Origin of the sequence: Aquitalea sp., from assembly GCF_030150775.1 — a bacterium.
Taxonomy (GTDB): domain Bacteria; phylum Pseudomonadota; class Gammaproteobacteria; order Burkholderiales; family Chromobacteriaceae; genus Aquitalea; species Aquitalea denitrificans.
The window spans coordinates 1-23,209 of the sequence record NZ_JASLFG010000053.1 but is presented as its reverse complement, the minus strand read 5'-3'; the positions used below and the strand labels follow the sequence as shown (position 1 = coordinate 23,209).

Genomic DNA, 23,209 nt, shown 5'->3' with positions numbered 1-23,209 from the left:
TTTCCCCTGATCTTATCTATGTAGACTTGGCGATCTCTGCGGGCAGTCTGATTAAAATTCAGACTTTACCCATTACTGATTCAGTCCATTCTTTTGGAATGGCCACCAGCTGCGCTGATTATGGGGAGCAGTTTGCGCGGGTGTCAACGGGGTTTATTCATTGCCTCGCAATTTATTTTTTGTGTTGTCAGTGGGCTGCCCCAAGGGCTTGTGCACGTTGCTGGCGCAGCGTGGCATCTTGTTCTATAACTTCCTGCCAGCCTTGAAGATTTTTCTCCACAATGCCTGCCAGCGCCGCAATCCAGTGCGGGTTGTCATTCAGGCAGGAGATGTATCGGAATTCACCACCACCGGCCTGCTGGAAGCTATGTTTACCTTCCATGGCTATTTCTTCCAGAGTCTCCAGACAATCCCCAACAAACCCCGGGCAAATTACATCCAGTGATTTGCAGCCTTGCTTGCCTAATTGCTCGAAAGTGGCGCTGGTATAGGGTTGCAGCCATTCGGCCCGGCCAAAGCGACTTTGGAAACTGATGACATATTGCTCCTTGGGCAGCCCCAGGCGCTCGGCCAGCAGGCGACCAGTTTTCAGGCATTCGCAGTGGTAGGGGTCGCCCTTGTCCAGGGTGAAGCGCGGCACGCCGTGAAAGCTCATCAACAGTTTTTCCGCACGGCCATGCTGTTGCCAATGCGCCTGCACGCGCTGCGCTAGTGCATCGATATAGGCCGGGTCGTCGTGAAAATGCCGGACGGTCCGCAGCTCGGGCATGTTGCGCAGTTTCATCAGCACCCGGAATACCTCATCCAGGGCGGTGGCGCTGGACGAGCCGGCATATTGCGGATACAGAGGCACCACTAGCAGCTTGTCCACGCCCTGGGCACGCATTTGCTGGATGACCGATTCCACCGAGGGCTGGCCGTAACGCATGGCGTAATCCACCACCACATTGCGCAAGCCGCGCTCGCCCAGCAGGCCCTTGAGCAAGGTGGTTTGCTTGCGGGTATTCACCAGCAGGGGCGAGCCATCCTGGCTCCAGATGCTGGCATATTTCTCCGCCGACTGTTTTGGCCGGGTATTGAGGATGATGCCGTTGAGAATCAGCCACCAGATGGCCTTGGGTATTTCGATGACACGCGTATCCGACAAAAACTGCTTGAGGTAGGGACGGACTGCCTGACCGGTTGGCGCTGCGGGGGTACCCAGATTAATCAGCAGAATGCCGGTTTTGGCCTGGCTGTCATGAGAGAAGGGTGGTTCTGGAAGGTATCCGGACATGGGGTTCTCGCTACCTGTTCGGGTGAAAACTGCCGGCAGGATGGCCGGCAGTCAGGGTGTGGTTCTGTTTCTTTGTCTTGCGGGTGGTTCAGTCTTCCCGGGCGGGTACCAGTACGGTACGGTTGCCATTGGTTTCCATGGCGGAGACCAAACCGGCGCTTTCCATCTGCTCGATCAGCCGTGCGGCGCGGTTGTAGCCGATGCGCAAGTGGCGTTGTACCGAGGAGATGGATGCCTTGCGGGTTTTCACCACGATGGCCACGGCCTCGTCGTACAGCGGGTCGGCTTCGCTGCCGCCATCCGCCTCGCTGGCCGCCGCCGCGCTGCCCTCATCGGCTTCGGCCTGGCCGCTGAGAATGCCTTCGATATAGTCCGGTTCACCGTTGGCTTTGAGGAATTCCACTACATGATGGACTTCATCGTCGGCCACAAAGGCACCATGTACCCGATTGGGGTAGCCGGATCCTGGTGGCAGGTAGAGCATGTCGCCCTGTCCCAGTAGTGCTTCAGCACCCATCTGGTCGAGAATGGTGCGGCTGTCTATCTTGCTGGATACCTGAAAGGCAATCCGCGTCGGGATGTTGGCCTTGATCAAGCCGGTTATCACATCCACTGACGGGCGCTGGGTGGCCAGAATCAGGTGAATGCCGGCGGCGCGCGCTTTTTGGGCCAGACGGGCAATCAGTTCTTCAATTTTTTTGCCGGCTACCATCATCAGGTCGGCCAGCTCGTCGATCACCACCACAATCAATGGCAATGTATCCAGCGGCTCCGGGGTTTCTGGGGTCAGGCTGAAGGGGTTGGGAATCTTCTCGCCGGACTTTTCCGCATCCTTGATCTTCTGGTTGTACCCGGCCAGATTACGAACGCCCAGTTTGGACATCAGCCGGTAGCGGCGTTCCATCTCGCCCACACACCAGTTGAGCGCATTGGCAGCCTGCTTCATGTCGGTGACCACCGGGGCCAGCAGATGCGGAATGCCTTCGTAGACCGACAGTTCCAGCATCTTGGGGTCGACCATGATCAGGCGGACTTCCCGCGCGGTGGATTTGTACAGCAAGGACAGAATCATGGCATTGATGGCCACTGATTTGCCCGAACCAGTGGTGCCGGCCACCAGCACGTGCGGCATCTTGGCCAGATCCACCGTTACCGGCTGACCGGCGATGTCCTTGCCCACGGCAATGGCCAAGCGCGAGCTCATGTTCTGATAGCCATCCGAACCGATAATTTCCGACAGGCGCACAATCTGGCGCTTAGGATTGGGCAATTCCAGGCCCATATAGGTTTTGCCCGGAATGGTTTCCACCACGCGCACTGAGACCAGGGACAGGGCGCGGGCCAGGTCTTTCATCAGGTTGACAATCTGTGCGCCTTTGACGCCGACGGCAGGTTCGATTTCATAGCGGGTAATCACCGGGCCTGGGTAGGCGGCAATCACTTTGACGTCCACGCCAAAGTCGGCCAGCTTGCGTTCGATCAGACGCGAGGTGTACTCCACGGTTTCGGCTGATACCGGCTCGTGCTGGTCTTTGGGGGCTTCCAGCAGGCTCAGGCCCGGCAGCTCGCCGCTGTTCGGGTCGGCAAACAGCGACTGCTGCACCGGCTTTTGCGCTTTGGGCGACACCGGAATCTCGGCCGTTGTGGCTTCAATGCGGACCGGAGGCTTGTCTTCCTGCTTTTTCTTTTCGCTGCTGACTTTGACTTCACGCTGCTGGGCGGTTTCGCGGCCGATTTCCCTATCCTTGCGCGCTTGCCAGCTGTGCCATAGTTTCAGCACACCATCTTCCAGCGTGCCACCGATTTTTTCCATGATGTCCAGCCAGGACAAGCCAGTAAACAGTGAAAAGCCGATTGCCCCGGTAACCGATAGCAGCAGATAGGCACCAGACTGCCCCAGACCATGGCCCAGTGCCTTGCCCAGCCAGTGCCCCAGCATGCCGCCCGGTGCCAGTGGCAGATTCAGTTGTTTGCCGGAAAGTACGATGCCTTCCACGCTGGAGCTGGACAGCAGCAGCAGAAAGAAGCCACCCATGGCAGCCAGCGTCATCGGATTCAGGCGGAAACCCAGGGTTTCCATGCGACGATAACCCCAGGCGATGGCAACCAGGCAGAACACCACCAGCCACCAGGCTGACAAGCCGAAGATATAAAGCAGCATGTCGGACAGCCAGGCGCCAAAGGCACCGCCGTAGTTGCGCACCGTGGGGTCGGATGAGCTGTGCGACCAGGAAGGGTCTTGTGGTGAATAGCTGGCCAATACCAGTACCAGGTAGACCGCAGCCACCGCCATCAGCAACCACCATGCCTCACGCAGCAGGCTGGCAAGCTTGGGGGGCAATGGTGTCTGGCTGTTCTTGACGACGGCCTTTCTTTTGAAAAGTCGCATTTTTCTCGTTTAAGGCTATGACAGGGGGTGATTATAGCCTGACAAGGCAGCTTGGCGTGTTGGCAGTTGTCTGCAGCACGCTTGCGTCCAGCATCAGGCCGGGTACAGTGCGCCCAGGACTCTGAGCCCGGATGCGCCGGTAACTTCCGGCAGGTTGGCGGGTAGCCGGTGGCTAAAGCGCCAAGCCAGCCAGGCAAAGGCTGCGGCTTCCACCTGATTTACCGGCAGGCCAAGCTCTGCCGTACTGCGGATGGCAATGCCGGGCATTTGTTGTTGCAGTGCCTGCATCAGCGCCAGATTCATCGCACCTCCACCGCACACGTAAACGCTGGCGGTGCCCGGGCAATGGCGCTGGATATCAAGGGCAATGCTGCGAGCGGTGAGCTGCAGCAAAGTGTGCTGCACATCCCGTGGCGGTATCGCTGGATATGCAGCCAACTGCTGATTAAGCCAGGTCATGCTGAACAGATCTCGGCCCGTGCTCTTGGGGGGGCGCTGCCGGAAGTAGTCATCGGCCAGCATTTGCTGTAGTAGCGCTTGATGCAGCAGGCCGCCAGCTGCCCAGTCACCATTGGCATCATAGGCAGCCCCGGTATGTTGCTGGCACCAGGCATCCAGCAACATATTGCCCGGCCCGCAATCAAATCCGCTTACCGGCAAAGCCTTGGCCAGGCGGGTAAGGTTGCTGATGCCTCCGATGTTCAGAATGACGCGGTTTTCGCTGTCGCTGGCGAAGATGTCCTGATGGAAGGCAGGAACCAGTGGTGCGCCGTGTCCACCAGCGGCTACGTCGCGACTGCGGAAGTCAGCTACCACGTCGATGCCGCAAAGCTCGGCCAGCAGGGCGTGGTTGCCAATCTGCAAGGTGTAACCAGCATGCGGGGCATGCCTGATGGTCTGGCCGTGGCAACCGATAGCCTTGATGGCAGATGTCGGCAGTGCGCAGCTGGCCAGCAACTGGGCTATTACCTCAGCGTAAAGCCGGGCCAGTGCATTGCCCAGTTGTGCTGCACGGTCTAGTTCGTTACTGTCCACTGATTGCAGCGCCAGCACCTGCTGTCGGATGCTGGACGGAAAGGGCAGAAAACGGTCTGCTTCCACATGCGGCCGACCTTGCTCATCCATCGCCAGCAAGACGGCATCCACACCATCCAGGCTGGTTCCAGACATCAATCCTATATAGCGTTCCGTCATTTTCCTACGTCTTTTCATGAATCCGGTTAAGCGATATCCGCCGGCAAGCCTCATGGCGCTGCCGGTTCCGGAGGGCGGCAAAACGTGCTCAGCTTGGCATTATGGCGCATGCAATGATCTTGCCATAGTCATATCGCATTGATGGTTGAGCAGCCGGTAAGTGCAATTTTGCGGTAAGGGCAGCAGTTTGCGATAATTCATCCCGCGATGCATGCCGGCGGCGGCATCGGAAGATACAGGGTTGGTGGAAGCTGATAGTGGACTGGCCAGTTTGGGCGAGGGGCATTGTCATAAGTTCCGCCAGCCGTACTTTTCAATCAAGGTGCTGATATCACCGTCTGTTCCTTGCCTGTTTGACTTTCACTCAATGAAGCTGACCTTGCTGTTGCCCGGCCTGAGCTGGCTGGATGCCCACGATGGGGCTGAAGTTTGTCGAGGCCTGGCTTTGCCAGCCCTTTCCATGTTGCTGGGACGTGGCCATATGCTGCGCCAGGCTCCGACACTCACTGCCTTGTACCAGCAAAGCCTTGGCTTGCACGGCAGCGGTGTCGCTACCAGTTATGCCGTGGCGGCTGGTCTGCCTGCTGGCCACTGGTTATTGGCAGATCCGGTTCATGTCCGTATCGACCGTGATCGCGCCCTGCTGGCAGATGTAGGCGTCATGCGCATAGCGCAGGATGAGGCCGATGCCCTGACTGCCAGCCTCAATCAGCACTTTGCCGAAGATGGCCTACGCTTTCACGCCCTCCAGCCGGGTCGCTGGCTGTTGCAGCTTTCTGATGCTGCCGGTGCGGTATTTACCCCGCTGGCCGATGCGGTAGGGGAAAATGTCAACGAGCACCTGCCAGCCGGCGGAAATGGCCTGCACTGGAGCAAGCTACTGAATGAGATGCAGATGCTGCTATATATCCATGCGGTAAATGATGAGCGCGAGCTGCGTGGCGAACTGTCAGTCAACAGCGTGTGGCTGTGGGGAGAGGGCGAGCCGGCGCTAGAACCTGCCAATGTACCGCGCCCGGATCTGCTGCTTGCTGATGACGAACTGCTCAGGCAGCAGGCAGCAGCCGTTGGCGTGCCCACTGATTCCGCGCCCTATGATGTTGCCGGTTTGCTGGAGCAGATTGGTTCACCTGCCAATATCAGTCATACCCTGCTCGTGCAGGACAGCCTGCTGGCCGCCGCACAATATCGTGATGCCTGGGGCTGGCGCGAGCAATTGCAGCGCATGGAAAACGACTGGTTTGCGCCATTATTGCAGGCATTGAGACAGGGGCAACTCAGCAGCCTGCGCCTGGCAAGTCATGGCCCCGCTGGCATTGATGTCAGCATCAGCCGCAAGGATCTGTGGAAATTCTGGCAGCGGTCACAGTCGCCGGCTGTCCTGTACTGAAAGTGATTATGTCGCGCATTGTTACCCGCAGCGTTCCTGCAGATTGCCATTCCACGCTGTTGGCGCAGGGTTTGAGTCCGCTAATGGCCCGCTTGTATGCCGCCCGTGGCATTACTGGCTCAGATGAGCTGGACTACGGTCTCAAGGCCTTGTTGCCATACCACGACATGAAAAATATTGAGGCAATGGCTTGTCGGCTGGCGGATGCCATTGCCGCCGGCCTGCGCATGCTGGTGGTGGCGGATTACGATGCCGACGGAGCTACAGCTTGCACGGTAGCGGTCAAGGGTTTGTCCATGCTGGGTGGGAAGGTGGACTTTATCGTCCCCAACCGTTTCGAGTACGGTTATGGATTGACCCCAGAAATTGTCGACCTGGCGGCGCAAGGCAAGCCGGACATCATCGTGACGGTGGATAACGGCATCGCCAGCGTGGCTGGCGTGGAACGCGCCCGCGAACTGGGCATCGAGGTATTGATTACCGACCACCACTTGCCGGGTGATGTGCTACCCAAAGCGCTGATCGTGAACCCGAACCAGCCGGGCTGCAGCTTCCCTTCAAAGAACCTGGCCGGCGTCGGGGTCATGTTTTATGTATTGCTGGCCTTGCGCGCGGAGCAGCGCCAGCGCGGCATCTATGCCGGCAAGGCCGAGCCCAATCTGGGCGAGTTACTGGACTACGTGGCACTGGGCACGGTTGCTGATGTGGTTCGGCTGGATCAGAACAACCGCATTCTGGTGGAAAACGGGCTGCGTCGCATGCGAGCAGGCCGCATGGCACCAGGTATTGCTGCACTGTTCCGCATTGCCGGACGTGCGCATTACAAAGCCAATGCTTTTGATCTGGGTTTCACCCTGGGGCCACGGCTGAATGCTGCCGGGCGGCTGGATGATATGAGCCTGGGCATTGCCTGCCTGCTGTCTGGAGATGAAGGCCAGGCCATGACGCTGGCGCAGGAACTGGACCGGCTGAACCGCGAGCGACGCGTTATAGAGCATGGCATGCAAGATGAGGCGCTCGCGGTACTTTCCAGCATCGACCCGGCGGACCGCCACACCCTGGCCTTGTTTAGAGATGACTGGCATCAGGGTGTGGTGGGTATTGTCGCCTCGCGGCTGAAGGAGCGCTTCCACCGGCCTTCAATCGTATTTGCCCCGGGTGATGCCGGGGAGATCAAGGGCTCTGGCCGCTCGATTCCCGGGTTCCATATGCGGGATGCGCTTGATCTGGTGTTCAAGCGCCACCCCGGCTTGATACTGAAGTTTGGCGGCCACGCCATGGCTGCGGGACTGACCTTATCTGCAGCCCGCTTTGCCGAATTCCAGCGGGCATTCGAGCAGGTGGGACGCGAGCTGCTGGATGAAAACCAGCTGACGCGCACAATCGAAACCGATGGCGGGCTGGATGCCAGGGATCTGCATCTGCCATTCGCCGAAGAGCTGGCGGCCGAGGTGTGGGGTCAGGGCTTTCCGGTACCGTATTTCCACGACCGTTTCGCCGTGATGAGTCAGCGCGTGGTGGGCGATAAGCATCTGAAGCTGCGCATTGCCAAGCAAGGCCAGGAGTTCGATGCCATGCTGTTCAATCAGGTGGACTGGCTGCCCGACAACATCAATGCGGTCTACCAGTTGGTTGCTAATGAATGGCAGGGCCGCAAGGAGCTGCAGATTTATCTGCAGCACTGGTCGGCAGCAGAGTGACGCAACCGGCTTATTGGTACAGCGGCTGGCCGATGGCCAGCTGATCTTCACCCGGCAAGACTGGTCGACCCAAGAGGCGAGTCTCAGCCTGCTAGCGTGTCACCCTCGCGCATGTCACTCCCCAGACCGATGGTGATGGAGGCAGGAGCTATCCTGCCGTATCATGTCGCAGGCCAGCAAAACCGGCACGCCCTCATTCTGGCCGGTAACTAAGCTCTCATATCAGCCCCTGTGCCAACATGGCATCGGCAACTCTGACAAAGCCTGCAATATTGGCCCCGCGCACATAACTGATGCGCCCATCCTCCATGCGCCCATGGCTCACGCAGGCGTGATGGATGCCCTGCATGATGGCATGCAGCCGTGCATCCACTTCGCCATGGCTCCAGCTCAGTCGCGCTGCGTTCTGGCTCATTTCCAGACCCGATGTCGCCACGCCACCCGCATTACTGGCCTTGCCGGGCGCATACAGAATGCCGGCGTGTTCAAAAAGTTGTACCGCCTGTAGTGTAGAAGGCATGTTGGCACCTTCCGCTACGCAGCACACTCCGTTGGCAATCAACTGGCGGGCATCGCTTTCGTCCAGCTCATTCTGTGTGGCGCAGGGCAGGGCAACGTCCACCGGCACCTGCCATGGCCGCATCCCACGCAAAAAGGGCAGGCCAAGCCGCGCAGCGTAATCGCTGATGCGGCCGTAATGGCGATTCTTTACATCCATCAACTCCGCCAGCTTGGCCGGAGTGAAGCCTTGTTCATCCAGCACCGTGCCGCTGGAGTCTGATGCGGTCAGTACTTTGGCACCCAGTTCCATTGCCTTGGCAATGGCATATTGCGCCACATTGCCTGAGCCTGACACGCTGACGCGCATGCCTTCCAGCGACAGCCCGCGTGTTTTCAGCATTTCCTGAGCAAAATAGACGGTACCAAATCCGGTTGACTCCGGACGCATCAGTGATCCGCCGAAGCTCAAGCCCTTGCCGGTAAATACACAATCAGCCCTGTTGCCCAGTTTCTTGACCATGCCGGCCATATAGCCCACTTCACGTGCGCCGACACCGATATCGCCGGCAGGAATGTCGGTGTCAGAACCAATATGGCGCTGCAATTCACATGCAAATGCCTGGCAGAAGCGCATGACCTCGCTCGGACTTTTACCCTTGGGGTCAAAATCAGCACCGCCCTTTGCGCCGCCCATTGGCAAGGTGGTGAGTGCGTTTTTCAGCGTCTGCTCAAAGGCAAGAAACTTCAGCACCGACAGGTTGACCGAAGGGTGAAAGCGGATGCCGCCCTTGTAAGGGCCAATGGCCATACTGTGCTGAACCCGGTAGCCGCGATTGATCTGGACCCGCCCGTGATCGTCTGTCCAGCAGATGCGAAACATGATGATGCGTTCAGGCTCGGCCAGCCTTTCCAGCAGGGCTTGCCCGGTGTAGTGTGCGTGCTGTTGCAAGAAAGGAGCGAGGCTGTCGAATACCTCGGTAACTGCCTGCAGATACTCAGCTTGGCCTGGGTTGCGCTGCTGCAGTTGATCAAGCAAGAGTGACATGTCGAACATGGCGATATCTTTGTGCGTTGGTCGATAGAGGCATGAGTGTAGCCAGCAACAACAGGCATGCATCCACCAGGCTGAGCGGGACGAGAAAATCGGAATTAGCCAATAGGAATGATGAAATTTCACCGCATGTTTTACGCCTTGCTGATCCGGGCCGGCAATAAGCTCTCATGAATATGTACAATTTCAAAAATCTCGACTATCCTCGGGAAATTGCTTACTTCTGGTGCAGACAATCATGATTGAACTGGCTGTGGCCATTCTGTTCAGTGGTGCCGCATGCTTTTTGCTAGCGCACTACCGGGCGCAGCGGCAGTACACGCAACATATCCAGCAATGCTTGCAGCGAGAAGCCAGCTTGCAGGCGCGGCTGGATGCGCTACAGGAAAATCTGCTAGCGCTGCATCAGCGGGAAAATCAGCAGCAACAGGAAAACTCCAGCCTGCGACAGCAATTGGCCGAGTCGCAGCAGCAAACTGCCGCACACTGGGCCAGCCGTCAGGAGCAGTCACGTCAACTGGAACAGTCGCGTATCGACATGCAGCAGCACGTTCAGCAATTGCAGCAGCAGGCTGGAGAGCTGATGCGACTGAGCGGGCGCGAGCAAGAACTGCAAACCCAGTTGCAGATGGAGCGGCAGCAGTCAGCGGAAAAACTGGCCCTGCTCAGTGAAGCGCGGGAAGTGCTGGGTAATCAGTTCAAAGCCTTGGCCAGCGATATTCTGGAAGAAAAATCCAGGAGATTTACCGAGCAGAACCAGCAAAATATCGGTGCCATGCTGGGGCCGCTGCACGAACGGATTCAAGGTTTTGGCAAGCTGGTGCAGGACACCTACGACAAGGATTCAAAAGAACGGCTGACGCTGGAGCAGGAATTGCGCCGCCTGCAGGAAATGAATACCCGGCTGAATCAGGACGCCATTGCACTGACTCAGGCCTTGACGGGTGCCAGCAGCAAGACCCAGGGTGGCTGGGGTGAAATGGTTCTGGAGAAAGTGCTGGAAACATCCGGGCTGACGCGTGATAGGGAATACCGGGTACAGGTGTCCGATGTACTGGAAACCGACGACGGTCTCAAGCGCTATCAGCCTGATGTGGTCATCGATCTGCCAGAAGGCAAGCAACTGGTTGTTGATTCCAAGGTCAGCCTGAATGCCTATGTGCGGCATGTCGGTGCCACTGACGAAGCCGCGCGCGAGCAGGCGCTCAAGGCGCACGTGGCAGCCATCCGCCAGCATATCCGCAGCCTGTCCGAAAAGCGCTACCAGGACCTGTACCGTCTCAATACCGTGGATTTCGTATTCATGTTCATTCCGGTTGAGCCTGCTTATCTGCTTGCCGTACAGCATGACATGAGCCTGTTCAACGAAGCGTTCGAACGTCGCATCATGATAGTCGGCCCCTCCACCTTGCTGGCTACCTTGCGCACGGTAGCCAGTATCTGGCGCTACGAATACCAGAATCAGAATGCACAGGAAATTGCCCGCCAGAGTGGTGCCATGTACGACAAGCTGGCTGGCTTTGTCGGCAATATGGAAAAGCTGGGCAAGCAGCTGGACAGCACCCGCGATGTTTTTGGCGATGCCATGCGCCAGCTCTCCAGCGGACGCGGCAATTTGTTGTCCAGTGCCGAACGCTTGCGCAAGATGGGTATCAAACACGGCAAGCAGCTGCCGGCACATCTGCTGACTGATGAGGCAGAGGAGGGTAGCGATGCCTGAGCCGCGGTCGGGGGGTGAAGTATTTCTGCCAAATGGTTAAGATAGCGCCGGTAAAACATGAAGCATGGTCGCAGCCTTGCGGCCTGCATAGCAAACAGGAGTATCAGTATGGTGTTCTTCAAGGTTCCGATGCGCAATTCCAGCGAATGGGAAAAAATGTACGACTTCATCGTGGTGGAGATGAAATCTGCCGATGAGCTGGATGATGTGCTGTCCGCCACGCTGTACGACGTATTTGGCGAATTTGACGACGAGCAGCCGGAACACTGGCAGCCACAACAGCTGACGCTGGAGCAGGCACTTGCATCCGGCTGGCCGATTTTCAGCTATGCCATGTACCTGCGTGAAAAAGACATCGCCTGATCGATCTGCTTGATATGTAAAAAAGCCCTGATGAATCAGGGCTTTTTTTATGATCACCCATCAAGGGCAGGGGTTCGGAATGCGTGCGTGAATGGCTTCCAGTTGATGCAGAACGGTTTCATCCAGCTGGACATGGATACTGTCCAGGTTTTCCTGTAGCTGGGCGAGAGTGGTTGCGCCAATGATATTGCTGGTCACGAAAGGGCGGCTGTTGACAAAAGCCAGTGCCAGTTGAGCCGGACTCAAGCCATGATTGCGCGCCAGTTCGACATAGGCGCGGGTGGCGGTTTCAGCCGCTTCGCTGCTGTATCGGCTGAAGCGCTCAAACAAAGTCAGGCGAGCGGCAGCAGGGCGCTGGCCATCCAGGTATTTCCCGCTCAATACGCCAAACGCCAGTGGCGAATAGGCCAGCAAGCCTACATTTTCACGGCGACTGAATTCTGACAGACCAATTTCATACAGACGGTTGAGCAGGCTGTATGGATTCTGGATGCTGACTACCCGCGGCAAACCCAGGTTTTCGGATGCTTTCAGAAACTGCGCCACACCCCACGGGGTTTCATTGGACAGACCAATGGCACGGATTTTACCCGCCACGATAAATTCCTTGAGGATGGACAGCGTTTCCTCGATGGGCGTACTACCTGCAGGATCATCTTGCCAGGGGAAGCCCAGCGTGCCAAAGGTATTGGCCGTGCGGTCCGGCCAATGGAGCTGGTAGAGATCAAGATAATCCGTTTGCAAGCGCCGCAGGCTGTCGTCCAGTGCCTGAGTCAGGTTCTTGCGATCAAAATGTGGTTGGCCATCACGAAAATGGCTGGGGCGTTTCGGGTCGGTTGCCGGGCCGACAATTTTGCTGGCAAGAACGATACGGTCACGCTGGCCAGTTTTTTTCAGCCAGCTGCCAATATAGGACTCAGTCAGCCCCTGGGTTTCCGGACGTGGCGGCACCGGATACATCTCAGCGGCATCCAGCAGATTCACGCCATGTTCGAGAGCCAGGTCGATCTGGCTATGCGCCTCGGCCTCGGTATTCTGTTCCCCCCAGGTCATGGTGCCCAGGGCAATCACGCTCACCGACACATCAGTGTCGCCCAGCTTGCGATATTGCATGATTCTTGTCTTTCAATACGGTGGATGGGGTAGTACATGGTACTGATACGAACGATAACTGAGAAGCTATATATCGCCATATGTAAAGCACGGGTGGTGCTTACTTTAGTTCGCATAATATATATTATGTCAAATAAAGAATGGATTCAGGACGAGCAGATGCATGGTTAACAGAACTGCATTTGTGACAACAACCGCTCAATATTGCTCAGGCGGTACGGTATTCGATTCAATCCTGCTCAGTAGCGACGCAAACATTGCAGCATAAGCAGAGTCATCGTGTATTAGGCAGAACATGCAGAATCAAACAGCAAGACCATCTGATGTCTGCGGTCTGTGGTTTTTCCTTGCTGCCAAAGCGGCGAAACTACGGCTTACCGTGAACGATCTGCCGACAGGCGCTCCATGGCGGCTGAGACGGCCTGTCGATATGAAAGTGCCGGATTCTTGCGCTGCTCAAACTGTACCAGTCGCGTAGCACGTGCGGAGTCGCCCATGCAGGCCCTGACGAGGCCGCTGAAACCTGGCGATCCCAGCGATCCAGCCAGCAGAGCTGACCTTGCATGCCCTCGCTGTCGCCGTGCTGTAATCAGGTAAAACAGGACCCACACTGCGATAATGAGTAGAAAGAATAGCCAAGCTGAATGCATGTTCTGATTTGACCCTTGTGGTTTGAGATGGCTGGCATCTACCCTCTTTGCTAGCCATGTTTGCTGATTCAATTAGAAGATCATGCTGGATGCGTAAGGTTCCTGAAGTAATGTATGCGCAGGTATTTTTGGCGTTATAATTCATCATTATCCACATAATGTTGATATTTATTTAAATGATTATTGATAAATGTGCTGTTTCTTGCCGCACTCCGGCTAAGTCTTGCTGGGGCTGGATATGAGTTTCCCTACTCTGACTTTCTTTCCCGGGCCTGAAGATGCGGATGCTACAGCTGTTGACTGGCAATGGAATCCGGCTGCCCACGGCTGGAATCGTCAGCACGGTCACTGCCTGATAGATGCTGGTTCGGATGTCGAGGCCGTGCGGACTTGGCTGAAAGAATATCGTGACCGCCCTCGTACGCTAGACTCATATCGCAAGGAGGCCGAGCGTTTCCTGTTGTGGTCGGCAATGAAGCGTGGCAAGAACCTGTCGGACATCAACCGGGATGATGTGCTGGAATACGGCTTGTTTCTGCGTAATCCGGATATCAGCTGGTGCGGGCCAACCAGGCCACGCCAGCATCCTGAGTGGAAACCTTTTGCCAAGTGGTCTGACGGAAAACATGGTCTGGCCGCATCGTCCTGTGCCCAGGCGCATGTCATTTTGTCTAATCTGTTCAATTATCTGGTCGAGGCCGGTTATCTGAGTCGCAATCCCTTTGCACTCAAGCGCGGGCGCTCTATGACAGCCCGTGCCATCCATGACGAGCGCCTGCTGGAAAAAGACACAATCGACTATCTGTTTTTGTGGCTGGAGTCCTTGCCGGCAGAAACAGTGCGCGAAAAGCAGCATGCTGAACGGACCTTGTGGATTGTCTCGCTGTATTACTACACCGCAGCTCGCTTGCGTGAGATTCCATCGGCGCGCATGGCTGATATCAGGCTGATTCGCGGCAACTGGTGGTTTCGGGTGATGGGTAAGGGAGAGAAAGAAGGCCTGGTACCGGTGCCGCAAGCTTTGCTAGAGGCAGTGCAGCGATATCGTCGCTTCCTGGGGCTGTCTCCCCTGCCCTCTCCTGGCGAAACCACTCCCCTGGTATGCAGTGTCTATGGGAAACTAAGTCCGATCAGTGCAGCATCCCTGCATAAGATCATCAAGGCTACCATGAAGGCGGCGGCAGATGATGCACGAACGGGCATGCGCCTGCAGATTGCGGCGAATCTTGAATATGCGACGACGCACTGGTTGCGCCACAGCTCGGCTTCGCATCAACTGGAAGCTGGTCTGCCCTTGCTGACTGTCAGTCAGAACTTGCGCCATGCGCAGATTGAAACCACACGTCGCTATCTGCACACCGAGGATGATGACCGGCACCAGGCCACGGTCAACTGGCGCGGCCCGCGCTCAGCCCTTGATGATGTCCAGTAGGCAAGTAGCAAAAGAAAAAGGCCCTGACGGGCCTTGGTGGTGCATGTGCGCGTGTCAGACGCTCTCTACATCGCTCTGCACTTCGCTCTCGCTAAGGATTTCCTGCGCCCAAACCACGGCTTCCATATAAACGCTGTTGACCTGATCAAGATCCACAGACATTGCTTCCGCTAGCAGGGTGATCGTGTCGTTGTCGTCCTGCTCGCAGGCCTGGGCCAGTTGTAGTGGCATGGCGAACAGGCCTTTGTTGTGTAGCAGCGCATCGGAAATCATGAAGGGCAGATCAAGCGGCTCCAGCGCTTCAGCCAGCGGCATGCTGAGCAAGTCGCCAAGCAGAGAGAACATGCCGGTGAGAAACAGGTGCTCGGCTTCCAGCTTGTTGCCCCGAATGATGCCAAGCTCTTCCATGAAGTGCGCACGTATCAGCGACTTTTCCAGCAGGGACAGTGTGGCTCCGCTTTCGTTTTCCGAGGTAAACAGCAACAACGACAGCCATTTGAACAAGGCGCTGCGCCCCAGCAGCATCAGGCCATCCTCGATAGTCTGGATCTTGCGTGACAAGCCGTTGACCGGAGAGTTGACGAAGCGCAGTAACTTGAACAGTAACAGTGAGTCCAGTTTGAACTGAGCCTCTATCTCCGTAGTAGGTGCATTGGCGCGCAACAGGCGCATGATTTCCAGCACCCGTCCCTGATTGGCTCCTTCTTTCTGGCTGACCCTGGTTTGCGCGACAGAAAGATAAGAGCCATGAAGCAAGGCAAAGCGGTCACTGTCCTGGGCCCGACGGCATAGGGCCAGCTCTTCTGCCGTATTGATATTGCGTGCCAGCCAGCGGATATGGGGGTAGCGTTGTGGTAATTGTTCCAGCAGCGGGAATAACGCCCGGGTATTGGGTGCGGCAAAGTCCAGCACCAGGTAATCCATACGCTGATACAGTGCAAGTGCGGCCGGGCTGCTACCATAGCGTGCCGGCTCTACCGCAAAGCGCAAACCGGCACTGCGCAGGGTATCCAGCTGCGGCAGCAAATCCTCGGTCAGTTGTTCGCCTTCCAGTAGATCCAGCTGATAAATGGTGCTGCTGGCAGGCAATTCCTGCGCCAGCAGATCATCTAGCGAAGCCAGGGAAACATGAATGAATGCCCGGCGAAACGTCAGCAGGCGAAAGATGTTCATGTTTTTCAGCGTACTGAACAACAGGCGGTCGAAGGTACGGCGATTGGCGGAGTTTCGATTGCCGCTGACGCTATCCTTGACGGTGAACTCGTAAGCGACAATACGTTGCGATTTATCCTGGATAGGCTGGTGGGAAACAAAACCCAGGGTCTGAGGCAGATCCAGCGGTGCGCTGCGGGAGAGGTGATCATCAATTACCGGCGGCGCAACCGGCGCCTCCACGACAGTTGTTGCTGCCTGCTCACCCCGATTGAGCAGCCCGCCAAGTATTTTTTTAAACATGCTTCACTCTCTGACTTGCTGACGTGTACTGGTTGCAAACTGGCCTTAAAGGCAGCTACGCCCTGATCATGACAGTGTAGTCAGTAATGTAGCTGGCGGACAATCGCATCTGCAGCCCACAGGCGATTTTTTACAGTAGACAACCCTTCTTGTTGATGCGGCTCAAACTACCGGCAGCCAGCATTGGTCAACAAAAACACCGGCAAAAAAAGGCGTGAGCAGGCGTTCGGCATCGTTCTCAAGATTGACCACCTGTGGGCTGAGCAGCCAGCTGTCCACCAGGCCACAAATCATCGAGTGCAGACAGCCCGATGCGCAATGCAGGTTAAGGCCGGGGCGCACCTGCCCCATTTCGGCGGCCTGTTCGAGGATGGCCTGCAGATTGCCCAGTTTTTCCATCAGCCAGGTGCGATCCATCAGATGGGAGTTTTTCATCTCCCCTACATACTCGCAGCGCAGGTTGATGATGCCGACAACCCGGGCAATGCGTGGAGTGGTAGTAACCAGCCGCAGTACGCCGCAACTGTGTTGCCACAAGCGTTGTGCCGGGCTGAGGCCTGGGCTGTGGCCTTCTTCCAGCAACACTTTCATCATTTCTTCAAATGGCGGAAAGGCGCGGTCGCACATGGCATTGAACAGGTCAGCCTTGTTGTCGAAGTGCCAGTAAATGGCTCCTCGGGTGAGTCCTGCATGTTCGGCTATGCCGGCCAGCGTGGTTTTACTGACGCCCTGCTCCCAAAACAGATGCTCTGCAGCATCCAGCAGCAGGTGACGCGTCTTGTCAGCTTCTTCTTTAGTCTTGCGTGCCATCGTGTCATCAATCCGGAAAGATGGCCGGATACATTGCCCGGCCATTCAGATAGGCCGGCATTATTGCACGCGCAGTGCAAGCTTGCCGGCCTGCAGTGGTTTAGCTGCCTTGCTTGTCCTGCTCTAGCAACTGCCAGCCACCACCTAACACCTTGTACAGGGTTACCAGATTGGATGCCTGCGACAGCTGGGTGCTGATGAGGTTTTGCTGGGCCGAGTACAGGGTGCGTTGCGCCACCAGCAGCGTCAGATAGCTGTCGACACCCACCGTGAAGCGGGCCTCGGACAGCTGCAGGCTGCGCTGGCTGGAGTTGACCAGCGCCTGCTGCGCCCGTAGCTGGGTACCGACGGTGCCACGCACTGCCAAGGCATCCGAGACTTCGCGAAAGGCGGTCTGGATGGCTTTTTCGTACTTGGCGACCGTGATGTCACGCGCCACCTTGGCCGAATCAAGATTGGCACTCAGGCTGCCGGCATTGAAGATGGGCAGATTGATGGACGGGCTGAAGGTCCACGTGCCACTGCCGGCCTTGAACAGCTCGGACAGATTGCTGGAGCTGGCCCCGGCACTGGCGGTGAGGCTGATGCTGGGGAAGAACTTGGCACGTGCGGCACCAATATTGGCATTGGCAGCCTTCAGGTCGTGCTCGGCTGCCTGTACGTCCGGGCGACGTTGCAGCAGCTCGGAAGGCAGGCCGGCTGGAAGATCCGCCAGCTTGCCCTGCGTAGACAGCGTCCCTCCCTTCAGGATGTCATCCGGCACCGCGGCACCCACCAGCAGGGTCAGTGCGTTCTCATCCTGCGCTACCTGGCTGACATAGCCAGCCTGATCGGACAGTGCCGATTGCACGGTGGTTTCGGCATCGCTCAAGTCAAGCTCGGTGGCGGCACCCACTTCCAGCTTGCGCCGCGTCAGCTCAAGTGAAGCCTGCTGCGACTTGACGGTTTCGTCCGCCACCTTCAGGTGCTGGCGATCGGCCAGCAGCGTCAGGTAGGCATTGGCCACTTCGGCCACCAGTGAAATCTGCGTGCTGCGGCGGGTTTCTTCCAGCGAGAAGTAGTTTTCCAGTGCCTGTTGCTTCAGGCTGGACAAGCGGCCAAACACATCCAGCTCGTAAGCACTGAAACCGATGCCTGCGCTGTAGCTGTGGCTGATATAGGCGCTGCCGGTGGTGCTGGAATTGGCCGATACGCGCTGATTGGTACCGCTGCCGCTGGCGCTGATGGATGGAAACAGGTCTGCCTTGGTGATCTGGTACTGCGCTCGCGCAGTTTCGATATTCAGGGCCGCCACGCGCAGGTCGCGGTTGTTTTCCAGGGTCAGGCGAATCAGCTGCTGCATGGCCGGGTCGGTGAAAAATTGCTGCCAGGCCAGTTGTTGTGCCGCGGTGCTGCCAGCCTTGTCTGCCGGCACCCCCTGATAGGCTGGGCCGGTCGGCCACTGCGCAGCCACCGGAGAAGCTGGCTGCTGGTAAACCGGAATCAGCGAGCAGCCGGCCAATGCGCTGGCCAATGCGCTGGCCAATATGCTCAGACTAAAAATCTTGATGAGTCGGGACATTACAGGCCCTCCTTGCTGATGCCATGCATGTCGTCGGCCAGCTTTTTCGGCGGGAAACGACGGCGGACGACCACGAAGAATACCGGGACCAGGAAAATCGCCAGTACGGTGGCGGAAATCATGCCACCCATTACGCCGGTACCAATGGCGTTCTGGCTGCCGGAACCGGCACCGTGGCTGATTACCAGCGGCAGAATACCCAGGATGAAGGCCAGCGAAGTCATCAGGATGGGGCGCAAACGCATGCGCACCGCTTCCATGGTGGCGGCAATCAGTTCCTTGCCGTGTTCCTGTTGTTCCTTGGCAAATTCCACAATCAGGATGGCGTTTTTGGACGCCAGGCCGATGGTGGTCAGCAAGCCAACCTGGAAGTACACGTCATTGGACAGGCCGCGCAGGCTGGCTGCCAGCAAGGCGCCAATCACCCCCAGCGGCACCACCATCATCACCGAGAACGGAATCGACCAGCTTTCATACAGCGCAGCCAGGCACAGGAACACGATCAGCAGCGAAATGGCGTACAGCGCCGGTGCTTGCGAGCCGGATAGACGCTCTTCATACGACAGACCGGTCCATTCGTAGCCAATACCTGCCGGTAGTTGCTTGATCAGGCTCTCCATTTCGGTCATGGCAGTACCGGTACTTACCCCGGCGGCAGGGGAACCCTGGATTTCCACCGAAGACTGGCCGTTATAGCGTTCCAGTCGCGGCGAGCCGAAGCCCCAGTGCGAGCTGGCAAAGGCCGAGAACGGCACCATGGTGCCCGTGGTGTTGCGTACATACCAGTTGGCCAGATCTTCCGGCGACATGCGGAATGGCGCATCACCCTGCAGATACACCTTCTTGATGCGGCCACGGTCGATGAAGTCATTGACGTAGCTGGAACCGATGGCTGTGCTCAGCGTGGTGTTGATGTCGGACACCGACACTCCCAGCGCATTGGCCTTTTCATGATCCACATCCAGCAGGTATTGCGGGTTGTCGCTCAGGCCGTTTGGACGCACGCCAGTCAGCAGCGGGTTCTTGGCTGCCATGCCCAGCAACTGGTTGCGCGCAGCCATCAGCTTGTCATGGCCCAGACCAGCGCGGTCCTGCAGTTGCAGGTCGAAACCGGAGGCATTGCCCAGCTCCATTACAGCTGGCGGGGCGAAGGCAAAGATCATCGCGTCGCGAATCTGGCTGAATGCACCCATGGCGCGGCCGGCTACTGCTTTCACGGTCAGGTCGGGGCTGTTGCGCTGATCCCACGGCTTGAGCTGCACAAAACCCAGACCCATGTTCTGGCCACTGCCGGCAAAGCCGAAGCCGGATACGGTAAACAGCGAGCTGACGGCCGGGTCGCCCAGGAAGTGCTTCTGTACTTGCAGCAGAGCGGCATCGGTACGTTCCTGGGTGGCGCCCGGCGGCAGTTGCACCTGGGTGAACAGGATGCCCTGGTCTTCTTCCGGCAGGAAGGAAGTGGGCAGGCGCATGAACAATACCGCCATGGCGATGATGATGCCGGCGTAGATCACCATATAGCGCAGGCTCTTGGTCAGCATGCGCGATACGATGCCCTGATAGCGTTCGTTATTGCGGTCAAACGTACGGTTGAACCAGCCGAAAATGCCGGTGTATTCGTGACCGACTCCATGGCCCTTCTCCACCGGCTTGAGCAAGGTGGCGCACAAGGCCGGGGTCAGCACCAGGGCCACCAGTACTGACAGCGCCATGGAGGACACCACGGTGATGGAGAACTGACGGTAGATCACCCCGGTAGAGCCGCCAAAGAAGGCCATCGGCACGAATACTGCCGCCAGCACCAGCGCAATGCCGATCAGCGCACCGGTAATCTGGCCCATGGATTTGCGGGTGGCCTCGCGCGGTGGCAGGCCCTCCTCGCTCATCACCCGCTCCACGTTTTCCACCACCACGATGGCATCATCCACCAGCAGGCCAATGGCCAGCACCAGGCCGAACATGGTCAGTGTGTTGATGGAGAAGCCGGTGGCGGCCATCACGCCAAAGGTACCCAGCAGCACCACCGGAACGGCAATGGTGGGAATCAGCGTGGCGCGGAAGTTTTGCAGGAAAACATACATCACCACAAACACCAGGCCAATGGCTTCAATCAGCGTCTTGACCACTTCTTCGATGGAGATCTTCACGAAGGGGGTGGTGTCATACGGGTAAACCGCCTTCACACCCTTGGGAAAGTAGGACGACAGCTCGGCCACCTTGTTGCGCACGGCTTGGGCGGTATCCAGCGCATTGGCACCACTGGCCAGCTTGATGGCCACGCCGGTGGCTGGCTTGCCATTGAACAGCGCCTTGGTGCGGTAGGTTTCCGCGCCCAGCTCGATACGCGCCACGTCCTTCAGCAGCACGCGCGAGCCGTTGGTATTTACCTTCAGCAGGATCTTGCCAAACTGCTCGGCACTGGACAGACGGGTCTGCGCCACGATGGTTGCGTTCAGCTGCTGACCCGGCTTGGCCGGCAGGCCGCCCAGTTGGCCGGCAGATACCTGGGCATTCTGCGCGGTAATGGCAGTGGATACGTCCGAGGCAGTCAGCTGGTAGCTGTTGAGCTTGTTCGGGTCCAGCCACACGCGCATGGCGTATTGCGAGCCGAACAGCGTCACCTCACCCACGCCATTTACCCGGCTGAGCGAATCCTGCAGGTTGCTGGAGACATAGTCACCCAGATCGGTGCCGTTCATGCTGCCGTCTTCGGAGACGAAACCCACCACCATCAGGAAGTTACGCGCCGACTTGGTGACGGTAATACCCTGCTGCTGAACTACGGTGGGCAGCGATGCGGTTGCCGATTGCAGCTTGTTTTGCACCTGCACCTGGGCCGTGTCCGGATTGGTGCCGGCATCAAACGTCATGGTAATGGTGACGGCACCGGTGTCGTCACTGGTGGAGCTCATATAGCGCAGGTGATCGATACCCTGCATTTTCTGTTCGATCACCTGTGTGACACTGTCTTCCACCGTTTTGGCCGAAGCACCCGGGTAAGTGGCGTTAATGGCGATCTGCGGCGGTGCAATGGCCGGATACTGGGATATCGGCAGGCTGCGGATCGACAACAAACCCGCCAGCATGATCACGATGGCGATCACCCAGGCAAAGATTGGCCGGTCGATAAAAAATTTGGACATGAATCTTTTCCTGGTTTACTTGGCGGCGGAGGCGTTGGTCTTCAGTGCTTCGGGTTTGACAGTGGCACCGTCCTGCACTTTCATCAGCCCCTCTACCACAATGCGCTCACCCCCTTGCAGGCCGCCATCCACCAGCCATTTGTCACCAATGGTCTGACTTACCTTGATGGTGCGGGCATGTACCTTGTCGGTCTGATCAACCACCATCACGATGGCATCACCCTTCTGGTTGCGACTGACTGCAGGCTGCGGCACCAGCAGTGCGTTATGACGCAAACCCTGCTCCAGCCGAGCGCGTACAAACATGCCAGGTAGCAGCTCGCTATTGGGATTGTCGAATACGGCACGCAGGGTAACCATGCCGGTGGTGGAATCCACGGTGATATCGGAGAACTGCAGCTCGCCGGTCTTGGCGTATTCGCTGCCATCTTCCAGGATCAGCTTCACCTTGGCCTTGCCCTGCTGGTTTTGCAGTGCGCCCTTGGCAAAATCGCGGCGCAGATGCAGCAAGTCGGTACTGGACTGGGTCATGTCCACATAGGCAGTCGACAGTTGCTGCACGGTAGCTAGTGCAGTGGTCTGGCTGGCGGTTACCAGCGCACCGGCGGTTACACTGGATTTGCCAATGCGTCCGCTTACCGGGGCGGTGATACGGGTGTAGGCCAAATTGATGCGGGCGGTTTCCACCGCTGCCTTGGCGGTAGCCAGATCGGCACGCGCCTGCAGCAGCGAAGCACGGGCGTCGTCATTATCCTGGCTGCTGATGGCCTTGATTTCCGCCAGCTGTGCATAACGCTTGGCTTTCAGCTCGGCTGAGGTCAGTGTGGCTTCGGCCTTGGCCTGACTTGCCTGTGCCGACTGATAAGTGGCCTGATAGCTGTCGGGATTGATCTGATACAGCACCTGGCCGGCCTTGACATCACTGCCCTCTGTAAACAGGCGCTTCTGGATGATGCCGCCTACTTGTGGGCGGATTTCGGCCATGGTGAAGGCGGAAATACGGGCTGGCAGCTCACGGCTGATTACCGTGTCTTGTGGTTGCAGAGTCAATACGCCAACACTGGCTGGGCCGGGTGCCGGCATGGCGGCATTTTGCGACTGGCCGCAACTGCTCAGTGTGGCAGTCAGGAGCAAAGCGGCAACAGCCTTGAGCGCGGGTGAAGCTTGCTTGATGTGCATAAACATTCCAGAGCTTGATTTTATGGGAACTGCGCAGAGCCAGTGCAAGGCTGCTCCGCGGACAGTGCGGTCATTTTAAATACATACGCGCTTGTATGCTTGACTTTTTCACGGTAAAGACTGGTAAAGCATAGTCAAACTTCCGAACTGTCATGCAGAAGGTACTGGCGTTACGTGTATTAATTAAGTGGATAGTCAGCTCATCTATTAACAAGTATTAACAAAAATGGCATTTCCACCACACTACGTATGTATACTTAGTAATTTTTCGGACAATTTGCG

The 23,209-nt window shown here is 57.5% G+C and carries 15 protein-coding genes; 5 read left to right on the top strand and 10 right to left on the bottom strand.

The genetic code is table 11. The features are described 5' to 3' along the window. Positions 1-187: 187 nt before the first annotated feature. From hemH to QVF59_RS17775, 3 genes are all read right to left on the bottom strand, one after another. Positions 188-1,276 (bottom strand): ferrochelatase, encoded by a 1,089-nt coding sequence (gene hemH, locus QVF59_RS17785; protein WP_159876722.1) that lies wholly within the window; start codon positions 1,274-1,276, stop codon positions 188-190. Positions 1,277-1,364: 88 nt separating this feature from the next. Then, positions 1,365-3,665 carry a DNA translocase FtsK gene (locus QVF59_RS17780; protein ID WP_287881560.1) on the bottom strand — a complete coding sequence of 767 codons (2,301 nt, stop codon included), beginning with the start codon at positions 3,663-3,665 and terminating at the stop codon, positions 1,365-1,367. A 93-nt stretch (positions 3,666-3,758) separates the two neighbouring features. Next, the gene (locus QVF59_RS17775) at positions 3,759-4,859 is read right to left on the bottom strand and encodes an anhydro-N-acetylmuramic acid kinase (protein ID WP_159876726.1); all 1,101 of its coding nucleotides are present in this window, start codon (positions 4,857-4,859) and stop codon (positions 3,759-3,761) included. 367 nt (positions 4,860-5,226) lie between these two features. Between QVF59_RS17775 and QVF59_RS17770 the strand changes: the two genes are divergently transcribed. Both QVF59_RS17770 and recJ read left to right on the top strand, forming a co-directional pair. Then, on the top strand, positions 5,227-6,249 hold the full coding sequence (locus QVF59_RS17770; RefSeq protein ID WP_287881557.1) for a hypothetical protein: 1,023 nt from the start codon (positions 5,227-5,229) through the stop codon (positions 6,247-6,249). A 5-nt stretch (positions 6,250-6,254) separates the two neighbouring features. Continuing rightward, positions 6,255-7,949, top strand: coding sequence for a single-stranded-DNA-specific exonuclease RecJ (gene recJ, locus QVF59_RS17765; RefSeq protein ID WP_287881562.1), 1,695 nt, complete (start codon positions 6,255-6,257; stop codon positions 7,947-7,949). A 217-nt stretch (positions 7,950-8,166) separates the two neighbouring features. Here the strand turns inward: recJ and gdhA are convergent, their stop codons facing one another. Then, positions 8,167-9,504, bottom strand: coding sequence for an NADP-specific glutamate dehydrogenase (gdhA, locus tag QVF59_RS17760; RefSeq protein WP_159876732.1), 1,338 nt, complete (start codon positions 9,502-9,504; stop codon positions 8,167-8,169). 235 nt (positions 9,505-9,739) lie between these two features. Between gdhA and QVF59_RS17755 the strand changes: the two genes are divergently transcribed. Together QVF59_RS17755 and QVF59_RS17750 are read left to right on the top strand one after the other, a co-directional pair. Continuing rightward, the gene (locus tag QVF59_RS17755; RefSeq protein ID WP_287881555.1) at positions 9,740-11,221 is read left to right on the top strand and encodes a DNA recombination protein RmuC; all 1,482 of its coding nucleotides are present in this window, start codon (positions 9,740-9,742) and stop codon (positions 11,219-11,221) included. A gap of 108 nt (positions 11,222-11,329) precedes the next feature. Further along, positions 11,330-11,584 (top strand): hypothetical protein, encoded by a 255-nt coding sequence (locus tag QVF59_RS17750; RefSeq protein WP_287881553.1) that lies wholly within the window; start codon positions 11,330-11,332, stop codon positions 11,582-11,584. Between the two features lie 60 nt (positions 11,585-11,644). On the opposite strand, the gene QVF59_RS17745 is transcribed toward QVF59_RS17750, so the two are convergent. Then, the gene (locus tag QVF59_RS17745; protein ID WP_287881551.1) at positions 11,645-12,697 is read right to left on the bottom strand and encodes an NADP(H)-dependent aldo-keto reductase; all 1,053 of its coding nucleotides are present in this window, start codon (positions 12,695-12,697) and stop codon (positions 11,645-11,647) included. An 888-nt stretch (positions 12,698-13,585) separates the two neighbouring features. Here QVF59_RS17745 and QVF59_RS17740 point away from each other — a divergent pair. Beyond that, positions 13,586-14,779 (top strand): tyrosine-type recombinase/integrase, encoded by a 1,194-nt coding sequence (locus QVF59_RS17740; protein ID WP_287881549.1) that lies wholly within the window; start codon positions 13,586-13,588, stop codon positions 14,777-14,779. 54 nt (positions 14,780-14,833) lie between these two features. On the opposite strand, the gene QVF59_RS17735 is transcribed toward QVF59_RS17740, so the two are convergent. From QVF59_RS17735 to QVF59_RS17715, 5 genes are all read right to left on the bottom strand, one after another. Then, positions 14,834-16,234, bottom strand: a complete 1,401-nt coding sequence (locus QVF59_RS17735; protein ID WP_287881547.1) for an EAL and HDOD domain-containing protein — start codon at positions 16,232-16,234, stop codon at positions 14,834-14,836. A 162-nt stretch (positions 16,235-16,396) separates the two neighbouring features. Beyond that, positions 16,397-17,044 carry a TetR family transcriptional regulator gene (locus QVF59_RS17730; protein ID WP_159876744.1) on the bottom strand — a complete coding sequence of 216 codons (648 nt, stop codon included), beginning with the start codon at positions 17,042-17,044 and terminating at the stop codon, positions 16,397-16,399. 100 nt (positions 17,045-17,144) lie between these two features. Further along, entirely contained in the window at positions 17,145-18,605 is a 1,461-nt protein-coding gene (locus tag QVF59_RS17725; protein ID WP_287881542.1) for an efflux transporter outer membrane subunit, read from the bottom strand. Then, on the bottom strand, positions 18,605-21,748 hold the full coding sequence (locus QVF59_RS17720) for an efflux RND transporter permease subunit (protein WP_287881540.1): 3,144 nt from the start codon (positions 21,746-21,748) through the stop codon (positions 18,605-18,607). The genes QVF59_RS17725 and QVF59_RS17720 overlap by 1 nt, the downstream gene beginning before the upstream one ends. Positions 21,749-21,763: 15 nt before the next feature. Continuing rightward, a complete protein-coding gene (locus QVF59_RS17715) occupies positions 21,764-22,927 on the bottom strand; it encodes an efflux RND transporter periplasmic adaptor subunit (protein ID WP_159876750.1) in 1,164 nt (387 codons plus the stop codon). Positions 22,928-23,209: the final 282 nt, after the last annotated feature.